Origin of the sequence: Rhodoferax antarcticus ANT.BR (assembly GCF_001938565.1) — a bacterium.
In the GTDB taxonomy this organism is placed as follows: Bacteria; Pseudomonadota; Gammaproteobacteria; order Burkholderiales; family Burkholderiaceae_C; genus Rhodoferax; species Rhodoferax antarcticus.
The window spans coordinates 167,077-185,337 of record NZ_MSYM01000017.1 but is presented as its reverse complement, the minus strand read 5'-3'; the positions used below and the strand labels follow the sequence as shown (position 1 = coordinate 185,337).

The window sequence follows — 18,261 nt, the reverse complement described above, 5'->3', positions numbered from 1 at the left end:
GCCACATTTCAATAAAAATATTATGAGTATCAAATTTCCTCCGATGGAATATTTAACTTTTCCAGAGCTTATTCAAAGATGGCAATGTCGAGATATTGACATTTGTCATCTTATTATTCAAGAAAAATTAATTCCAAGTTTTTGGGTGAGAGGGTTATGTGGAAAAACTGTTAATTTTGAAAATGATGAAATTTTAGGTCTTCAACCAATTGAAGAATACAATTTTGGTCCAGACTATGGGCCTAATATTGGACCATTTCTATTTTTGCGATACCCCTATCAAAATTCATTGTCTGATTGCAGTTTTAGTTTAGGTTGTGACAGCCCTCTTATTGAAAAGAACGTCACGATAAACACAGAAAATTGTTGGTGTACCTTCAACGAGCCAATCTCATTACAAGAGGTTCTTAACAATGGAACCATTACATTAATGCAAATTATTAACTATGAAGCTTGCAGTCTTAACGCGACAAGTAGTGAACTAAGCAAAAAAGAGCGAGCCGGTCTTTTGAATATTATTGGGTGTATGATTGAGTTATTTATTGAAAAACCAAATAGTATACGCAGAAGCGCATTTACCAGCGATGCTCAGGTCATAGCCACCATTGAAGATTTATACAAAGGTCTTCCAGGCACTGGTAAATCAAATGTGCAAACGAAATTTGCGGAAGCGAAAAGAAATATGGCTGAATATTTGTTGACTAAATAAGGGAACGTGCAGAACTCCGAGTTATAAAAAAACTGACTAGGACTTCGGATTGGGTTGCATGCTTTTGATTCGTACCCCAACTAGGGTCGCGTCGCCCTATCTAGGGTGACAAATAAAAGCCAAAAAATCATCATTCACCTCAATCGCTATCAACCGATAGCGAGGATTATTGAGGAATAAAGATGTATATTTTGCGGCTACCAGAAGTCAAGCGGGCAACAGGGCACAGGGCCGATGCCAGTATCTACAATGCCATTCGTGCAGGACTTTTTACAAGTGGCGTTTCAATTGGGCAACGAGCCAAAGGTTGGCCTGATACTGAAGTCCATGCAATCAACGCAGCGCGTGTAGCTGGTAAATCTGACAATGAAATTCGGGAACTAGTTATTGGATTGCATGCGAGAAGAACTAAAATTTGTGTGAATGATACTAAAGATATATTCAATGCCCAATTGAATATAAAATAAAAGAGCTCACTACATAATGGGCCTTAATCAGATTGCACAACAGTTGCATTTATTGCAACAAAAGCCGCATAATGGTAAATATGATATCCAAATAGCGAAGAGTCAAAGAAATATGTATTTGAGTGGAAAAGGGATCAAGCGGGACACCATTCGTCAGCTTGACTTACTTTTCCCTGAGACCATAGGAGACCGAAATGATTTGCGGCATCTTGTAAATGACCTCGCCCGCTGTTCGATTTTTACGGCCCGAAACAAACGTCACCCACGTCGGACGTTTGTGCATGAGAAATTGTATCATTTCAACGATCATATTTCAATTCTCTATACGGGGATCGAGCTACGGGCTGAGGATGACGAGTTGGTGTGGCTGCAAATTATTAACTACGGCAAAGGCGTCCCCTTTGGCACACCTTTTGAATTCAGCATAAAAGATTTGGTGCGCGGTGTGAATTGGTCAAAAAGCGGGAGAAACTACGACCGCGCCCGTGAGTGCATTTCAAGACTTAAGGCCAGCGAAGTGCTGGCCCTCAACGCCAAGTCGTATGGCACAACTGGGGCTATTTCACTCATCCAAAACTACACCGCTCTCAATGATTCGATGGGCAAGCCTACGCAATACCGCGTTTGGATTGACCCGAATATGATTGTCTTGTTTGCTGGCAACACCTTTACAAGCCACTGCTGGGAGATTTACCGCGACCTGTCGCCAGTTGCTCGCCGCCTGGCTGACCATATTGAAAGCCATAGTTACCCTTACCCGCTGGCCTTGGTCAAATTTTGGCAAATTTGCGGTTCGTCCGATGCAAACATGACGAGTTGGCGGCAGACGGTAAAGCGTGCTTGCGCTGAAGTGGTGGGGGCCAAGATTGTTGACGTGGCTTGGTTAAACAAGGACAACCAAATTTGTTGCACCCGAAATTGACGGTCAAGCGGAAAGCGTGTCGTGTGACCTACAGTGCGTGTCGTCTGACCTACGCACATATGCAAGAACATAGGTCAAACGACACTAAATCATGCAGATAACAGATCTAATTGTGGATAACTTGGTAAGTCAAACTGAAGAAACCCGGACATTGTGTCGTTTGGCCTACGCGATGTGTCGTTTGACCTACGTTTTCGGACCGCGCCAAGGTCAAAGCGTGTCGTATGACCTACGTTACGTGTCGTTTGACCTATGTTTTTGTGTCGTTTGACCTGCGTTTTCGTGTAATTTGACCTATGTTTTCGTGTCGTTTGACCTATCCACAGGTTTTGTAAGTAATTGATTTGTTAAAGAAAATTACGATTTTTATGTGCCTCTAACCGTTTTTTAACTTCTTTCTAACCAATACCTTGCCAATCCGAACAATTGTTTCCTGCTTGCCTTTACCGCGACGCGTCCGGTCTCAGGAACTTTGTCCATCAAACAGTCCCCCACGGGGGAGATGCCAGACCCCCTGATCGAGTTGGCACTACGTGTCCAACTCTCAGGCGTGCCGCCCGCCCTACGGGCTCCTGGCTGCTAACCCCCCGACCCCCTCTACACGAGGGGGAGAAACAACCAGCTGGGCATGAAGGCAAGAAAAATTGCCACTTCATCCAACAAACCAGCACAAACTGCAAAAGCAGCCGCTCGACCTGTTCGATTGAACGCAGACACAGCAGGATGCAGGCGCAATGCCCAAAGCGGCGATTTCTTTGAGGTGGTCAAGGGGATTGGCAGGACAAGGCGGATTTTTGCGCTGTAGGCCGTTTAAACGCGTCTTTCACTTCTCTTTACTGCCCGGTGGGTGATGTACGGTGAATCGGCCTGCTTTGGGCTGGGCCTGGCTGGCGAAGCTGCTGCCCAGGCTTTGGTTTGTGGTGGGGTGTTGCGGGTATGCTAAATTGATTACTTTGTTTGTTTATTTATTAGTTCGTTTCTTTGTTTGTTTTTATGCCAGAATGAGGCATCACCCACCCATCACCACCGCCCAGGAGGTTTGTCATGCGCCCAGTTGAGTTCAGTCCCGAGTCGATCATCACTGCCGGTCAGGATCTGCAGGCCACAGGCCGCAACATCACCGGGTTTGCCTTGCGTCAGAAGGTCGGCGGTGGCAATCCTTCCAGGTTGAAACAGGTTTGGGATGAGCATCTGGCCAGCCAGTCGGTGACCAAGGCCGAGCCGGTGGCTGAATTGCCGGTGGAGGTGGCCGAAGAAGTGGCCCTGGTCACCAAGGAGCTGACGCAGCGCCTGGCGGCGCTGGCCATCGAGTTGAATGACAAAGCGGTGAAGGCTGCAGAGAGGCGGGTGCATGAGGTGGTGCGTTCTGCCGGTGAGCAGCGCACCCAGGCTGAACGTGAGCTGGCCGATGCCTCGCAAACTGTGGAAGACCTGGAGTCGATGGTCGATGAAGCAGCAAGTCAGGTGACAGGGTTGGAGGCCAAGCTGGCGGAACTGCAAGCTGTTTACCAAGCGCAGGCGGTGGAGTTGGCCCAGGTACGGGAGCGGTTGGCGGTGACGGAACAAACGGCCAAAGTTGCGGGGGAGCAGCATGCGGCTGAATTGGCGCGCATGGCGGGCACCATCGAGGCCGAGCGCGCCCGTCACCTGAAGGAAGCTGAGCAGCTTCGGGCGGAGTTGCTTGAACAGAAGAAAGTCAGTTTGGGCGTGTCATCCGAGCGTGACCAGGTGCGCGGCGATCTGGCGGCGCTCACCGCCAAGGCAGAGGCCATCGAGCAGTCGCGCCAGGAACAGCGCAAAGCGGCTGAGCTGGAAGCCCGGCGCGCCGGTGAGCGTTTGGCTAAGGCCGAAGCTAGCCAGGAGAAATCGCAACAGGAGGCCAGCGCGGCACGCGAGGATGCCGCCAACCTGCGCGGCCAGGTCGATGCCATGAAAAATCAGGTCGCTGAGCAGATGCAGGTGCTGGCGGCGGGAAAACCTTGATTCCTGCCAGGTGCTTTTATGACGCTAGGTGCCAGCCAGATGTAGTTTGAGAAAAGGAGGGACGCGGCACGGCCAATAAAAGTGACACAATTTTTCGGCTAAGTAGTACGTTAAACATGTCCAGGTTCACACGGCCTCCACGGGTACTTGTCCCTGTCAATTTATTATCCATGCGCGCATGGGGCTAACGATATCGTCACCGCGCTTGAATGCGGTTCCATATTTTTTACCCATGCGTGCATGGGGCTAACAAGGGCGGATCTAAGCTATTAATATTAAGTTAGATACGTCAAAAGTTAAATTTATATTTGGATCCAAAGTTGTCAAGTATGTCACCAACATCAGCCTCCAAGGTTTCGCTGTCGCGACACTTGGCGGACATCCAGGTGTATTTCATCAGGTGCCAAAGCTTTTCAATGCGATTAAGCTCCGGACTATACGGAGGGAGAAAATAAAGTGTCACACCTTGTTTTTCCAGCAAAGCCATGATTGGCTTGGTCGCCTTCGCTTTGTGTACTGATGCATTGTCAATGATGATGGTTATTTTCTTCCCAACGTGTTCCTTGAGCAAGCCAATGAATCCAGCAAATATTTCTGCCGTTGTAGATTGCCAAATTTTGGCGCTGAATAGTTCCCCGGTGGACAGCATGGCAGCCAGCACGTTGAGCCGTTTTCCGCGTTTGGCCTCAATCAAATGACGACTTCCTTTGGGTGTCCAAGCGCTGCGATTGGGGTGTACTTGCGAGAATCCTGCCTCGTCACAGTAGGCCAACACCATCTCACCCGCAGCGGCTTGCGAACGCAGTCCAGCGATCTCTACTTGGGCAGATCTGAAAGCGGCTTCGTCTCTTTTTTTTTGAGTGATGAACGTGTGCGTTTCCAAACAAATTGGGCCTTCTTCAATGCCTGGGTCAGTGTGTTCAGATGCACCAAAGTGCCGCCGGCGTCGACGTGCTTGGCCAACAGCGCCTTGGCTGTCAATGGCTCCTTCTCAGCCGCGTCCAAGAGCCTTTCAAGTTGCTCTGGGGTGATCTTCCTTGGCGCGCCACTGCGAGGTGCATCAACCAGCGACTCAAAACCACGCTTGAGCCAATCCATACGCGTCAAGCCGACTGTGCGAATATCTATGCCAACAGTTTCAGCAATCACTTTCATGGATAGTCCATCATCAAAGAGAATCAATGTTTTGGCGCGTTCACGCTCACGCCAGTTTGAACCACGATCAATAATATGTTGCAGCTGGAATCGCTCTTGTGGGAGTAAAGTTAACGTCACCTTCTTTGCCAATTGAAACTCCAGTTATATTGGAGAATGGATTATAAATGAAATTAGTGTAATCCAATTTTATATACGTATTTAATTTAACATTTTTAGCTTACCAAAACAACCACTGCGATTTTTTTACCTATGCGTGCATGGGGCTAACGTAGTTTCAAAAAACTAAATGCCTATAGCGTATTTCGAACTTTTCAAAATACTAAATAACGATCAACTTTCCGGTAAAGGCAATTGTCAAGATTGCCGAAGTTGATATCACGTACGAGGCGGCTGAAGATGCGGCCAGAGCCGACAAGCGGTCTATGGCGAGATGCTGATCCAATGCCACCCTGGTATTTCAGGCATTCAAGACGATCTCAATTAAACGTGAAAAACCCCCTCAATGAGGGGGTTTAGGGGTTTGCATAATAGACGAAATCCATTACTGGTTGCGTTCATATTAATATCGAACCGAAGCTCGACACTGCTTTTATCTGCTTTTATCTGCTTTTATCTGCCTTTAGCAGACTAAATTTCCTTTCTGCCCGGTGAGGGTTTGTTAGTTTTTTTTCCGAGTTTTTGACATGTAAATGTCTAGGCCCAGGCTTTTGAGAACTTGACTTATTAGCCAAATTTTTGATGGGAATAATCCCTTGTGGTGCACTTTTTAAATGTTTTTAAAGACGGTTTTCAATGCAAATCGACGCAGTTTTTCCTCCACCTGTCGGTGGATTTTTCATAAATAGTAAAGATTTTTTGATCATCCAGTCGCCAAACCGGATCGATGAATAGCTGGGGCCGCCAAGCCCCAACCGTCCCTTTACACCACCCCAAGCCAATGGGGTTAGTCACTCTTACTCTTCGTCCTCGATCTTTCGAACTGCTGATGCCAATCAGCGCAAACGTCTTTTACGTTTTCCCAGTTGCTTTCGGCGCCTGGTTTTTTCTACTCGAATCACGCTCTCACCCCTATGCCCTTAATGCCGCTCGTTACGCGGCTTGCGATGGTTTCCAACCCACCGCAGACATCGAGATTTCCTCAGTTATCACAAACTACCAATTACATAGACTTCCATACAGTTTGCATATCTCAATGGCTGGGCACGTCCCCCAGTTTTCAGCCCCCCGAAGGTGGTAAAGCGGTGAGCTTACGGATATGTTCTGTTATTCATGGATTCGCAGACTTCGCAGTCCTAGAGCCAGGCCAATCTTTCGACAGGCTTTTTTGTAATCATCGACCAATAGCACCATTCATTTTCATGAGTCAGGTGCATTACAGGGTTAAGCTATCAGCAGAGGCTGGTGGACTTCGCGGCGTGACCCGCGTTATCTCCCGCTCCCCCGACCACTCTGGGCACTTTGCCCATGTGACCGAAGCGCATTTTTCTTGCGCATTTGCTGCCATCCCAGGTCGCACCGGTTGTGAGGTTTCCACTCACCCCCGGGTCAGTTCTAACGTCTTTTGACAGACTCCTGATTTCATTTGTGCAGGCTTCCAAGCATTTCCGCTTGGTCGCCGTGTCCTGATCGCACACCCACAGCCGCTCGCGCGGCAGTGCCTCCAAGGACTGAAGGCAAAGGTTTAGTCTGGTCTTGCGACCAGGGGTTACCCCTTGCCCTCGTCCTCGCACCCGACGTGCAAATTTCTCTGCATCGGGCGCCAAGACGAAGATTCACGCGAGCTGGCGAGCTCGCGTGCGTGGGGCTTGGCAGCCCCTGGTGCATTACGCACCGAGAGTGAAATGGTGGCTTTGGAGTTGGCGCTCCCCGATGTGTTCGTGGTTTTCACAAACACATGGGGGAGCGCCAACAGCAGGGAGCGATGCCTCACCAGATCAATCGTTACAAAACTGATCTGGATATGTGGCGCTTGCAAAAAGGGAAGCTCGCGCTTCCCACCTTCATTTAGCGTTGTAGCTTTACTAGCTATCACGTTGTAGGTATCATGTTTTCATGAAAATTCATGATGACCTGACTCCTGCCCTTCAATCGATCCTGTTGCATTTCACCCGTGGTTACACCAGATGGATTTCAATCAAAACCGAACCAGAAAAACTGAAGGCGCTTGATGAGAAATGGGCCGAGGTGTACGGCACGCGCCTGGCCGCCTACCAGCGCCAAGACAAAAAGCAGAAGGGCTTGCCGACCGCTGTGGCGGTTGCCGCCCCCGTGATTGGTGCGCCCGGCGAAGTCGAGGTGATTTTGATGGCTACGGAGTTCGCCAGTTCCATCGAGGTGGGGCCGTTCAGCCGGGAAAAGTGGAACACCAAGTTGCCGGAGTTTTCAAAGTTCGTGATCGTGCACGAACCGCGCGAGCGTGGCGACTATGCCTGGACGTGGCGTATTCAATCCAGAGACATGGGACTGCTGGAGCAGCACCTGACGGCGCTGGTGAAGACAGGTGATCCTAGTAAGGTTGCCCTGGAATCACATCACTGGACGCGCTTCTATCCAATGTTTGGCGGGGTTCGGCGGCAGCTACGCAAAGCGCTCAAGTCTGGACAGAAACTTTGGGGCGCTCTATTTAAAGAGCGTGCATGGCCGGGGCCTGATCCCGACACCTTGCCAATGATGGTTGGCTTCAGGAAGGCAGGAATCAACAAAAAATGACAAAAGGCGCAGTTTTCCACTTTGCGCACTGATAAAAAATCGACTTTATTTTTTGATGACATATCCAATGCAGTTCATGCGATTTTGCAGAGCTTTTTAAAGGTGATGTGTCATGCTAAAAATAGGTACGGCCAATTTAACTAATGCTTTTTTTGAGTTTAGAAATAACTTTTGCTTTGGAAGTTATATTGAAAGTCATAGCAAATCCGAGCTGAATAGTGAGCTTGAGTTACTTAAATTTATTCACGCTGAAATAGCATATGGTGACGATTTAGAGGACGCATTTTATGAAATGATGACTGCATTGAAGGATGCTGGTATTTCTGTAAAAGACAAGTCCTTAAATTTATCTAAAAACAAAATTTTTGTTCATATTGAATTTATTCATGATAAAACAATAGAATCTTTTGAAATCAATAAGCTGTATGATCTTGAGGAGTTTGGCTTTAAAGGATTTATTTATGATACCGAATTCCTAAGAAGATTCACATATACATATTACATGTGTTTATATTGCAATCATTGACATTAGAGCAATGATTATTTGATAGAGTAAACCTAAAACCCGATTTCGATCGGGTTTTTTTATTTCATATTAAATTATTATCTAGTCAAGAACTGAAGTCGCACGATTTGTAAATTTTAAAAACCTCTTACATCATCGGAACATCTAGAAATTTGAGAATTTTTAATTATTCTCTGTTGCCGCAAAAACAGAATAAAAAAAATTCTGTGGCGAGCAGATGGCAATGGCGGAAGATCCTTGCTAATCAGGGATCAAGATATTTAAAATATGCAAAAAACAAACATAAGATATTTGCACATCTTATGCAATAAAATTTTGAAGTCTTTTGTATAAAATATAACTTCTGAAGGGTCAGAAAGCAATATTAACTTGAAAGGAGATTACGATGGACGTTGCAGTAGCTAAAATTTTAGAAGACGCTTTAACTTTTAATAATTGTGATCACCCTGACTGGAGGGGGGACGTTGGGAAATGCTGGGTTGATTGCGAAAATGAAATTGTTACTATTGTTGGTTGGCTGAGCGACCAAGGTTCTGATGTAAACAATTATCGACTCGTACTTCAATATAAGCAGCGTCAAGTAAAAAATGAATTGATAGTTTGGCTTGATCTGAGTGGATTCGATGACTCTGGTAATCCAATCGAAAAGAAGGTCTTGGGGGTGAGTATTGATGACGCAATTGATGTGATGATTCAATTAACTGAAAAGGGGACGGATGCAGTGCGCACTTTAGCCGCCGCAGTTGAAAGTTTGAGTTCGCTTGGGCGGTCGAGGGATCCGTATTCTGGAGTTAATGACGATTTCCCGACCCCTCGCAAGCGCACACCGTTGGTAAGCCAGCAGGCGACTGCTTGATGAAAGCGGTCGGGTCTATGACGTCGACTTTTGAACCTTGCAGGGACTCAGTCAGTATTTCTGCAGCCTGCTAATCACAACCGCAAGCCAGATTGGAAATAGAAACGTCAGTGAAATGTGCCGACTGGAAAGTAGGTCATCCAGTCGTTTGCATTGCTGACGCCGAATTGATCGGCGGATTACAGCGGCGATCATTGAGCAAGTGCAGCGGGTCCCAACGACAGCTGCTGCAGCCGAAGACCGCGCAATGGGCAACGATGAGGATTTGCAAGCACTGGAAGAGGCTCAAGCGAAACTGTCGTAAGGCATGGGGAGTGACTCCGCGAGATTGATACACCAGCCAAGTTTATATACACTATTGAACGTAAACGCTTATGAGTAAAAGAGTATATGAAAATCATCGCGGTTATCAATGAAAAGGGTGGCAGCGGTAAAAGCACCGTTGCCACCAATCTTGCCACCGCGCTTCATCGCCGTGGCAAGCGGGTTGTCCTGGTTGACTCTGACCCACAGGGTACGGCCAGGGACTGGCGGGCTGCAAGTCCAGAAGGGGCCAACCTGCCGGTAGTCGTTGCACTGGATCGACCTCAAATGCTGAGTGCCATTCCCACGCTAGCGGCAGATTTTGTAATCATTGACGGTCCGGCCAAAGCCGAGGCGATGGCCGCTGCCATCGTGCGAATTGCCAACGTGGCGCTGTTAGTCATTCAACCGTCTGGCGCTGACTTGTGGGCCAGCGCAGCGACGGTCAAGCTCGTGCGTTCAAAGATTGATGTGGGCGGCAGCATTGATGCGGCGTTCCTGGTCAACCGGACCAGCGGGGTCTCAAAGCTCTCAAAACTGGTCAAGACCGGTGAATGGAATGAATACGAGATTGACCAGATGGATTCAACCATTGGCAACCGGGTGGTGTTTGCCCAGGCCTTGACGGACGGACTGAGTGTGTACGACCTGGACGATGCCAAAGCCAAGGACGAGATGGATGCTGTGTTGAATGAAATGGAGACTGCAAAATGGGTTTGAAATCTAAACCGTTGGACAAGGTTCGCGTTGACGTGCCAGTGCAAGACGTGGTGCGTGAAGACATTGGGCGGGTGAACATCAACGTGCCTCTGTCAGTCAGGCGGCAGTGGAAGACAGCCGCAGCGCAAGCGGATCGCTCTATGAGCGAGATGATCATTGAGGCTATGAGTATTTACCTAGACACGCAATTGAGTAAATAAAGATAAGTGTAAAAGTGTAATTTTTGAAGAATTGGATTCGACCGGCTGGTGCAGATCAGTCTCTATGACATTGGGCGCAAATATGGTTTTCTGCACAAATTGCTGGAGCCGTGAATCTGTTTCGCAAAAACGGCCTTACGATGTAACCATAACAAATAATCAGGGGGAAGAAGTGGAAGATTCGGCCAAGGTCAATCCAATCGAAACCGATGCGGCGCGGTCCATGTTGGACCAATTGCTGGAGGATTCACGCCTATACAGCAAGGGCGCGGACTATAAAAATCTGCTGGACTTCGTGGTGCGGCTGAGCAACTTTGCCCCGTTCAACGCGCTGTTGTTGCAAATTCAAAAGCCGGGTTTGAACCATGCGGCGTCAGCACGGGACTGGCGAGAAACCTTTAAGCGCACCATCAAAGCAGACGCGCGACCACTGCTTATCTTGTGGCCCTTTGGCCCTTTGGCCCTGTTGCGCTTGTGTATGACGTGATGGACACGGAAGGTGATCCGCTGCCAACGGGCGTATCGGCGTTCGAGGCGGCGGGCGTTATTGACCAAACGGCCTTGGATCGGTTCGCCGCGTTAATTGAGAAAAAAGACATTTTTTGGAAGTATGTCGATATGGGCGACCTTAAGGCAGGTTCGATTGCCCGTCTGACTCGTACCGCACTGCCCGGCGAAAAATCGGCCTACAAAATGAGGATGAACCAGAACCACAACCCCAACGTGCAATTCGCCACCTTGGCACATGAACTTGCACACCTGTTCCTGGGGCATCTTGGGCAAGACAAATACTTGAGTATTCCCATACGCCCGACCCAAACACACACGCAGCAAGAACTTGAAGCGGAATCTACTGCCTACATTGTGTGTACCCGCAACGGGGTGGAGAACCAATCTGCGAGCTACCTGAAAAATTACGTTGAGAAGGACACTACGACCGAGAGGCTCGACATGTACCAAATCATGCGCGCCGCCGGTCAAGTTGAAACCCTGCTGGGGCTGGCAGCGCATACCAAGGTCGATAAGCCGCAAAAGAAGCGCAATGAAACCCTGCCGCTCTTCCCGAGCAATAGCCCAGACAATAGCCCCGACCTTTTCGAAACCGACTCTTAATGACCAAACTTGCCGACCTGATCTGGAAAAACGCCGAACTTCTGCGCGGTGCCTTCAAAGAAAACGAATACCGCAAGGTCATTCTCCCGTTTACCATCCTGCGCCGCCTGGATTGCGTGCTTGAGCCAACCTCCAAGGCGGTGTTTGCCAAGTACGCTGCCAACAAGGAAAAGGGAAACGACTACCTCAACAGGATATTGCCGTCGGCCAGCGGCTATGCGTTCTACAACACCTCGGGCTTCACCCTGCCAGGGGTGGCGGAAACCCCAGACAGCCATGACGTGCGCGACAACTTGCAAGCCATGGTGAATGGCTATTCGCAAAACGTGCGCGACATTTTTGAGAAATTTGGCTTTCTGGCCACGGTGGACAAGCTGGCCGAAAAGAACCGCCTTTATGGCGTGATCAAGAACTTTGCGGAAACAGACTTGCGTGACAAGGACGAAAAAGGCAAGTCGGTGGTGACCAACCACGACATGGGCCAGGCATTTGAAGAGCTGCTGCGCAAGTTCAACGACGTGTCCCCCGCTGGTGAGCAGTACACCCCGCGCGACGTGATCGAGTTGATGGTCACCGTGCTGTTTGGTGGCGATGAAGAGGCATTGTCCCGGCCCGGCATCGTGCGCACCATGTACGACCCCACGGCAGGCACCGGCGGCATTTTGAGCGTGGCGGAAGAGCACCTGCGCCAGTTCAACGACCGCGTGACCTTGAAGCTTTACGGCCAGGAGCTAGAGGACGAAACCTACGCCATCTGCAAGGCCGACATGCTGATACGCGGTCAGGACCCGGCCAACATTGCCAACGGCGACACGCTGGAGGTGGACAAACACGCAGGCGAGACCTTTGAATACCAAGCCGCCAATCCGCCCTATGGCGTGGAGTGGAAGCCTGCCGAGAGCGCGGTGCGTAAAGAGCACTCCAAAGGTGCAGCGGGCCGTTTTGCGCCGGGCCTGCCCGCTATACGCGACGGACAAATGCTGTTCAGTTTGCATCTGCTGTCCAAAATGCAACCGCTCGTGGCGGGCAAGGGTGGTGGCCGTATTGGCGTGGTGCACAACGGTTCGCCCCTGTTTACCGGCGACGCAGGCAGTGGCGAGAGCGAAATTCGCCGCCACATTTTGACCAACGACTACCTTGATTGCATCGTGGCCATGCCCACGGACCTGTTTTACAACACCAATATCACCACCTACCTGTGGTTCATGAGCAACCGCAAGCCATCCGAGCGCAAAGGCAAGGTACTGCTGATCGACGCCAGCGGCATGAGCCAGCTGATGAAGAAGAACCTGGGCAAGAAACGCCGCGAGGTCACTGCCGACTGTGTAGCGCGTATTGCCCGCGCCTATGCGGACTTCAAAACCATGGAATGGAGCGATGACACCACCAATCGCACCCTTAAAGCCAAGTTGCTGGATCGCGACCATTTCTTCTACCGCAGGCTCACCATTGAGCGGCCTTTACGTATGCGGTTTCAAGCCGATCCCGAGCGCATCGTAACACTGGTTCGGGTCGTCAACGCCACCAAAATGCCAGTGGATCAGAGTTTGCTGTTGGTAGCTACGCTGCGCGAGTTGGACCCGACTGCCATCTACACCAATGCTGAGAGCTTTCGCGCCGCATTGCAGACGCAGGCCACTCGTTTGGTCGCGCTGTTGCCTGCGTTGAAAGGCATCAAACCCAAGCTCAGTACCAAAGCGTTTGAGCTGGCACGCAAGGGCCTGGGGACCAAAGACAAGACAGCCGAACCCTGCACCAACGAAAAAGGCGAAGTGCTGTCTGATTCCGACCTGCGCGATTCCGAATACGTGCCTCTGCATGAAGACATTGACGACTATTTCGCTCACGAAGTGTTGCCGCATTGGGGCGATGCATGGATCAACCGCGACGTGAAAGACGAGCGTGATGGCCTGACCGGCGTGGTGGGCACTGAGATCAACTTCAACCGCGAGTTTTATGTCTACACCCCACCGCGCAGCCGCTCGGCCATTCAGGCTGATATTGAGGCCATGGAAAAACGATTCATGGACATGTTGCGGGGCGTGAGCCAGTGAAGCCGTATCCAGATTACAAGCCGTCCGGCGTGGCGTGGCTGGGGGATGTGCCCGGGCATTGGCAATTGAAAAAGGTAAAGCACATTGCTCGCCACACGACTGGTTGGACCCCGCCAACCGGCGACAGTTCAAGTTATGAAGGTGCGAATCCCTGGGCGACGATAGGTGATTTGGGGGATCTTATTATCAGTGAGACGAAAAATTTCATCAGTGACGGAGCTGCTGAAAAGGCTGGCATCGTTCCTTCGCCTGTAGGTAGTCTGCTTTTCAGTTTCAAATTGAGTGTCGGCCAAGTGTCCATTACGGGTGTCCCGCTTTTTACGAATGAGGCCATAGCGACATTCTTGCAATCGGATGAATACGAGGTTTCGTGGGCTTTTTACACCTTTCCCGCGTTCATTCCTGAGAACTGTGCTATCAACATTTATGGGGCAAAGCTGCTTAACCAGCAGCGTATAAACGACGCTACCTTGGTTGTGCCGCCGCTGGAAGAACAGCAAGCCATCGCCGACTACCTGGACACCGAAACCGCGCGCATTGATGCGCTGATTCGGGAAAAGGTGGGGTTGATTGGGTTGTTGGGGGAGTATCGGCAAAGCGTGATTGCCGACCTGACGACGGGCGCAAACCTATCAGTGCCTAAAACGCAAACTAACAATGTTTTCTGCCCGGCTATTCCAGCCGCGTGGCAGATGGTGCGCATCGGCAAGTACGCTCGTATTGGCAATGGTTCCACGCCCTTGAAAGATAACGCCAATTATTGGGTCGGCGGAACGTTTCCTTGGCTCAATAGTGCTGTAGTCAACCAAGACGAGGTAGTTGAAGGCTCCGAATTGGTGACCGATGAAGCGTTGCGCGCCTGCCATTTGCCCATTGTTCAAGCCGGTGCAGTGTTGATCGCCCTGACCGGGCAAGGCAAGACGCGCGGGCAAGTGACCGTGTTGAAGATTGAAGCAACTATCAACCAGCATTTGGCCTATCTGGCAGCCGACCCTAGCGCATTTTCCACCGAGTACCTGTTCTGGACGCTGACCGGCATGTACGCGGCCCTAAGGATGGTGAGTGACGGACAAGGCGGCACCAAGGGTGCATTGACTTGCGAAGATTTGTCGCGCTTCCAGATACCTAAGCCCCCACTAGCTGATCAACTCGTGATAGCGGCTCGGGTCCAGACCGAGACCGCCCGAATTGATGACCTGATCCGCCACGCCAAAGAAGAAATAGCCCTACTCAAAGAACTGCGCGCCGCCACCGTTGCCGATGCCGTACTGGGCAGAGTGGATGTGCGTACCAGGGAATTCATAGCGAATAGCCTGATAGCCTTCGTAGAACTTGCGTAAGTAGCTATCAAAAATATAGTGAATACCCCATGACTGCACCCATACACACCGAAATCGTTTTTGAAGACGAGGTTTGCGAACACCTTAAAGCGCATGGTTGGTTGTGCGATGGGCCACTGCCGTATCAAAAGGGCTACGCCTACGACTCGGGTTATGACGCCCGCCTGGGGCTGTACCCGGCCGATGCGCTGGCATGGGTGAAAGAGAGCCAGCCCGACACCTGGGCCAAGTTTGCCAAAAACCACACGCAAGACCCAGACGGCGTGTTTCTGCGCCGCCTGAGTGAAGAGCTTGACCGCGACCGGCCCACGATCAAACCCGAGACACCGCAGCTATGGGGCACGCTGTACGTGCTGCGCAAGGGGTTTGAAGACATCAACACCACTTTCCGCATGGCACAGTTTGCCCCGGCCAACCATCAAAACCCCGCCACCTGGGGCCTTTACCAAAAGAACCGTTTGCGGGTGGTGCGGCAGTTGCATTACTCGCTGCACAACCGCAATTGCATTGACTTGGTGCTGTTCCTGAATGGCCTGCCGCTGGCCACCATTGAGCTGAAAACAGACACCACTCAGAATATTGAAGACGCGGTCAAGCAATACAAATACGACCGCCTGCCTGTGGATAAGGTAACCCGTCAACCTGAACCCTTGTTGTCGTTTGGCAAACGGGCGCTGGTGCACTTTGCAGTCAGCACCGACGAGGTGCGCATGGCCACCCAACTGGCAGGCGCGGGCACCACGTTTTTGCCGTTCAACCGGGGCACACCCGATGGCCTGGGCGGCGCAGGGGCTGGCAATGCTGCGGACACCGTACTGGGGTATTCCACCGGCTACCTGTGGCATGAGGTGTTGCAACGCGATGCGCTGCTGGGCATCGTGGGCAAGTTTCTGGCGGTGCAGGTGTCTGAGCGCAAAGATGCCAGGGGCCGCAAGACCTGGGTGCCACGGCTGCTGTTCCCGCGCTACCACCAGTGGAATGCCGTAGGTGCGCTATTGGATGCTACCTTGACCGAGGGCGTGGGCCAAAGCTATCTGGTGATGCATTCGGCCGGGTCGGGCAAGTCCAACACCATCGCCTGGCTGGCGCACCGGCTGGCGGCACTGCATGACGCGCAGGACCAAAAGCTTTTCAGCAGCGTGATTGTGATTACCGACCGGCGCGTACTGGACACGCAGTTGCAGGACACCATTTACCAGTTTGATCACCAGGAAGGCGTAGTTGAAAAGATTGACGGCAATAGCAACCAACTGGCCGAGGCGCTAAACAAGGGCAAGCTGATCATCATCACCACGTTGCAAAAATTCCCGTATGTAATGGAAAAGGTGGGTGAGTTGGGCAACCGACGTTTTGCGCTGATTTTGGACGAAGCGCATTCCAGCCAATCGGGCAGCGCGGCTGTGAAGCTGCGCAAGGTGCTCACCACCGATGGCAAGCCACAGGCGGCAGAGGCACAGTTTGAGCCAAGTTCCTCCTACGAGGCGGCAGCAGAGGAAGCGGCTGAATTGACGGGCGAAGACCTAATCAACAGCGAAATTGCCAAACTTATCGCCGCCCGAAAACGCCCGTCTAACGTGTCGTACTACGCTTTTACCGCGACGCCTAAGCCCAAGACCATGGAGCTGTTTGGCCGAGCCGGCGCTGATGGCTTGCCTGCACCGTTTCATGTGTATTCGATGCGGCAGGCGATTGAGGAGGAATTTATCCTCGACGTGCTCAAGGGTTACACCACCTACGAATCGGCGTTCAGGTTGGAGAGGTCGGTTGATGACAAAGAGGTGAAAAGCGGCAAGGCCAAGAAGAAGCTGTTTCGCTATGCGCAGTTGCACCCGACAGGCATTGGGCAAAAGGTGGCCATCATCGTGGACCACTTCCGCACGCATGTAATGCACTTGATCGGCGGTCAAGCCAAAGCCATGGTGGTGACCGATAGCCGGGTGGCCGCAGTGCGCTACAAGAAGGAGTTTGATGCCTACATCACCCGCAACAAGGTCACCGATTGCAAAGCCCTGGTCGCGTTTTCCGGCAAGGTGACGGATACCAAGAAGGAAGCCAAATACCCTGTTGAAAACGCCGACGAAGGTAGTCTGAACGACCATCAGGAGCGTGATGACGGCATCAAGACCGCGTTTGATACCGAAAGCTATCAGGTGCTGATCGTGGCCTCTAAGTTTCAGACCGGGTTTGATCAACCCAAGCTGGTGGCGATGTACGTGGACAAGCGGCTAGATGGCGTGCTGGCGGTGCAAACTCTGTCACGCCTGAACCGAACCATCGTGGGCAAGCATACGACCTTTGTGCTGGACTTTCGCAACAAGGCGGAGGACATCCTCAAAGCCTTCTTGCCGTTCTACCGCACGGCACAGATGGCAAACATTACAGATCGCAACTTGGTGCACCAACTGCGCCAGAAGCTGGATACCGCCGGGGTGTATTTGTGGTCGGAAGTGGAGACTTTCGCCAATGCCTACTTTGACATCAAGGGCAAGCAGGCCGCCATTCAGGCACCACTAAAGCAGGCATACGAGCGATTTAAGGCGCACCCTGTTGAAGTGCAGGAAGTCTTCAGAAGCAACTTGTTGTCTTATGTGGTGGCGTATGACTTTCTGTCGCAGTTGGTGGATTTCGCCAATGCTGACCTTGAGCGACTACACGCCTATGCCAAGAGTTTGTTGCCGCGTCTGTATGGCAAGTCGGATAAAGCTGAACTGTTGGACGGTGCGGCCAGATTGGCAGGCTATGTGGTGGATTTGAATTCAAAGAAGGAACACACGTTAAGCCTGGACGGCGGCACCGCCACTCCCATGAAACCCATGGGCTTGCCCGGTTCACCATGGGAAGACCCGAGCGACCGGTTGTCAGTCATCATCCAAAAAATGAATGAGATTTTTGCGGGCAACTTCACCGAGGGAGATTTCACGGCCTATGCCAACACCTTATTGGGCAAGCTGGAGGAAGATGCCACGCTGCTGGAGCAGGCCCAAGCCAATGACACGGTGGATGCATTTGGCAACGGTGCCTACGAGACTAAGCTGAACAACGCCGTGGTGGGCGCCCTGGAAAGCCATACGGCCATGGCTGATCAGGCGTTGAAACACCAAATCGTTTTTAAAGGGCTAGCAAATGTATTGGTGGGGGAGGCGTATTTGCGGTTGAGGGCGAAGGCGGGTGTATTCCAAAACGGACCTGTTGCCTAACCCG

The 18,261-nt window shown here is 51.1% G+C and carries 16 protein-coding genes; 14 read left to right on the top strand and 2 right to left on the bottom strand.

The genetic code is table 11. From position 1 onward, the window contains the following. The first annotated feature begins 22 nt into the window (after window positions 1-22). The 4 genes from BLL52_RS20455 (at window position 23) to BLL52_RS15775 (ending at window position 4,081) form a co-directional block, all read left to right on the top strand. Window positions 23-709 (top strand): hypothetical protein, encoded by a 687-nt coding sequence (locus tag BLL52_RS20455; protein ID WP_139313425.1) that lies wholly within the window; start codon window positions 23-25, stop codon window positions 707-709. A 182-nt stretch (window positions 710-891) separates the two neighbouring features. Next, entirely contained in the window at window positions 892-1,176 is a 285-nt protein-coding gene (locus tag BLL52_RS15785; protein WP_075587612.1) for a helix-turn-helix transcriptional regulator, read from the top strand. Window positions 1,177-1,192: 16 nt separating this feature from the next. After that, window positions 1,193-2,098, top strand: coding sequence for a plasmid replication initiator TrfA (gene trfA, locus BLL52_RS15780; protein WP_083634005.1), 906 nt, complete (start codon window positions 1,193-1,195; stop codon window positions 2,096-2,098). A gap of 1,044 nt (window positions 2,099-3,142) precedes the next feature. Beyond that, window positions 3,143-4,081, top strand: a complete 939-nt coding sequence (locus BLL52_RS15775) for a DNA-binding protein (RefSeq protein WP_075587611.1) — start codon at window positions 3,143-3,145, stop codon at window positions 4,079-4,081. Window positions 4,082-4,370: 289 nt separating this feature from the next. Here BLL52_RS15775 and BLL52_RS15770 read toward each other — a convergent pair whose 3' ends face one another. Next, a complete protein-coding gene (locus BLL52_RS15770; protein WP_158025699.1) occupies window positions 4,371-4,964 on the bottom strand; it encodes an IS630 family transposase in 594 nt (197 codons plus the stop codon). Continuing rightward, on the bottom strand, window positions 4,898-5,368 hold the full coding sequence (locus BLL52_RS15765) for a helix-turn-helix domain-containing protein (protein WP_158025661.1): 471 nt from the start codon (window positions 5,366-5,368) through the stop codon (window positions 4,898-4,900). Before BLL52_RS15765 ends, BLL52_RS15770 begins: the two co-directional genes overlap by 67 nt. Before the next feature lie 1,923 nt (window positions 5,369-7,291). Between BLL52_RS15765 and BLL52_RS15760 the strand changes: the two genes are divergently transcribed. From BLL52_RS15760 to BLL52_RS15715, 10 genes are all read left to right on the top strand, one after another. Beyond that, window positions 7,292-7,948: a hypothetical protein gene (locus tag BLL52_RS15760; protein ID WP_075587609.1), complete on the top strand. Its 657-nt coding sequence runs from the start codon at window positions 7,292-7,294 to the stop codon at window positions 7,946-7,948. 112 nt (window positions 7,949-8,060) lie between these two features. Beyond that, a complete protein-coding gene (locus BLL52_RS15755; RefSeq protein WP_075587608.1) occupies window positions 8,061-8,474 on the top strand; it encodes a hypothetical protein in 414 nt (137 codons plus the stop codon). Between the two features lie 385 nt (window positions 8,475-8,859). Then, entirely contained in the window at window positions 8,860-9,330 is a 471-nt protein-coding gene (locus BLL52_RS20450; protein WP_139313422.1) for a hypothetical protein, read from the top strand. 390 nt (window positions 9,331-9,720) lie between these two features. Further along, window positions 9,721-10,353, top strand: coding sequence for a ParA family partition ATPase (gene parA, locus BLL52_RS15745; protein WP_075587606.1), 633 nt, complete (start codon window positions 9,721-9,723; stop codon window positions 10,351-10,353). Next, a complete protein-coding gene (locus BLL52_RS15740) occupies window positions 10,344-10,553 on the top strand; it encodes a hypothetical protein (RefSeq protein ID WP_075587605.1) in 210 nt (69 codons plus the stop codon). The genes parA and BLL52_RS15740 overlap by 10 nt, the downstream gene beginning before the upstream one ends. A gap of 64 nt (window positions 10,554-10,617) precedes the next feature. Further along, entirely contained in the window at window positions 10,618-11,040 is a 423-nt protein-coding gene (locus BLL52_RS15735) for a hypothetical protein (protein ID WP_139313421.1), read from the top strand. Next, the gene (locus BLL52_RS15730; RefSeq protein ID WP_139313420.1) at window positions 11,028-11,666 is read left to right on the top strand and encodes an ImmA/IrrE family metallo-endopeptidase; all 639 of its coding nucleotides are present in this window, start codon (window positions 11,028-11,030) and stop codon (window positions 11,664-11,666) included. Before BLL52_RS15735 ends, BLL52_RS15730 begins: the two co-directional genes overlap by 13 nt. Further along, window positions 11,666-13,720, top strand: coding sequence for a type I restriction-modification system subunit M (locus BLL52_RS15725; protein WP_075587602.1), 2,055 nt, complete (start codon window positions 11,666-11,668; stop codon window positions 13,718-13,720). The genes BLL52_RS15730 and BLL52_RS15725 overlap by 1 nt, the downstream gene beginning before the upstream one ends. Next, entirely contained in the window at window positions 13,717-15,060 is a 1,344-nt protein-coding gene (locus tag BLL52_RS15720; protein ID WP_075587601.1) for a restriction endonuclease subunit S, read from the top strand. The genes BLL52_RS15725 and BLL52_RS15720 overlap by 4 nt, the downstream gene beginning before the upstream one ends. Before the next feature lie 29 nt (window positions 15,061-15,089). Beyond that, complete coding sequence (locus BLL52_RS15715; protein ID WP_075587600.1) at window positions 15,090-18,257, top strand: type I restriction endonuclease subunit R; 3,168 nt, start codon at window positions 15,090-15,092, stop codon at window positions 18,255-18,257. The last annotated feature ends 4 nt before the right edge of the window (window positions 18,258-18,261 follow it).

Excerpts from the sequence above, each read along its gene's own strand:
- BLL52_RS20455 (WP_139313425.1), top strand. The coding sequence starts at position 23 with ATGAGTATCAAATTTCCTCCGATGGAATATTTAACTTTTCCAGAGCTT.
- BLL52_RS15785 (WP_075587612.1), top strand. The coding sequence starts at position 892 with ATGTATATTTTGCGGCTACCAGAAGTCAAGCGGGCAACAGGGCACAGG.
- trfA (WP_083634005.1), top strand. The coding sequence starts at position 1,193 with ATGGGCCTTAATCAGATTGCACAACAGTTGCATTTATTGCAACAAAAG.
- BLL52_RS15775 (WP_075587611.1), top strand. The coding sequence starts at position 3,143 with ATGCGCCCAGTTGAGTTCAGTCCCGAGTCGATCATCACTGCCGGTCAG.
- BLL52_RS15760 (WP_075587609.1), top strand. The coding sequence starts at position 7,292 with ATGAAAATTCATGATGACCTGACTCCTGCCCTTCAATCGATCCTGTTG.
- BLL52_RS15755 (WP_075587608.1), top strand. The coding sequence starts at position 8,061 with ATGCTAAAAATAGGTACGGCCAATTTAACTAATGCTTTTTTTGAGTTT.
- BLL52_RS20450 (WP_139313422.1), top strand. The coding sequence starts at position 8,860 with ATGGACGTTGCAGTAGCTAAAATTTTAGAAGACGCTTTAACTTTTAAT.
- parA (WP_075587606.1), top strand. The coding sequence starts at position 9,721 with ATGAAAATCATCGCGGTTATCAATGAAAAGGGTGGCAGCGGTAAAAGC.
- BLL52_RS15740 (WP_075587605.1), top strand. The coding sequence starts at position 10,344 with ATGGGTTTGAAATCTAAACCGTTGGACAAGGTTCGCGTTGACGTGCCA.
- BLL52_RS15735 (WP_139313421.1), top strand. The coding sequence starts at position 10,618 with ATGACATTGGGCGCAAATATGGTTTTCTGCACAAATTGCTGGAGCCGT.
- BLL52_RS15725 (WP_075587602.1), top strand. The coding sequence starts at position 11,666 with ATGACCAAACTTGCCGACCTGATCTGGAAAAACGCCGAACTTCTGCGC.
- BLL52_RS15715 (WP_075587600.1), top strand. The coding sequence starts at position 15,090 with ATGACTGCACCCATACACACCGAAATCGTTTTTGAAGACGAGGTTTGC.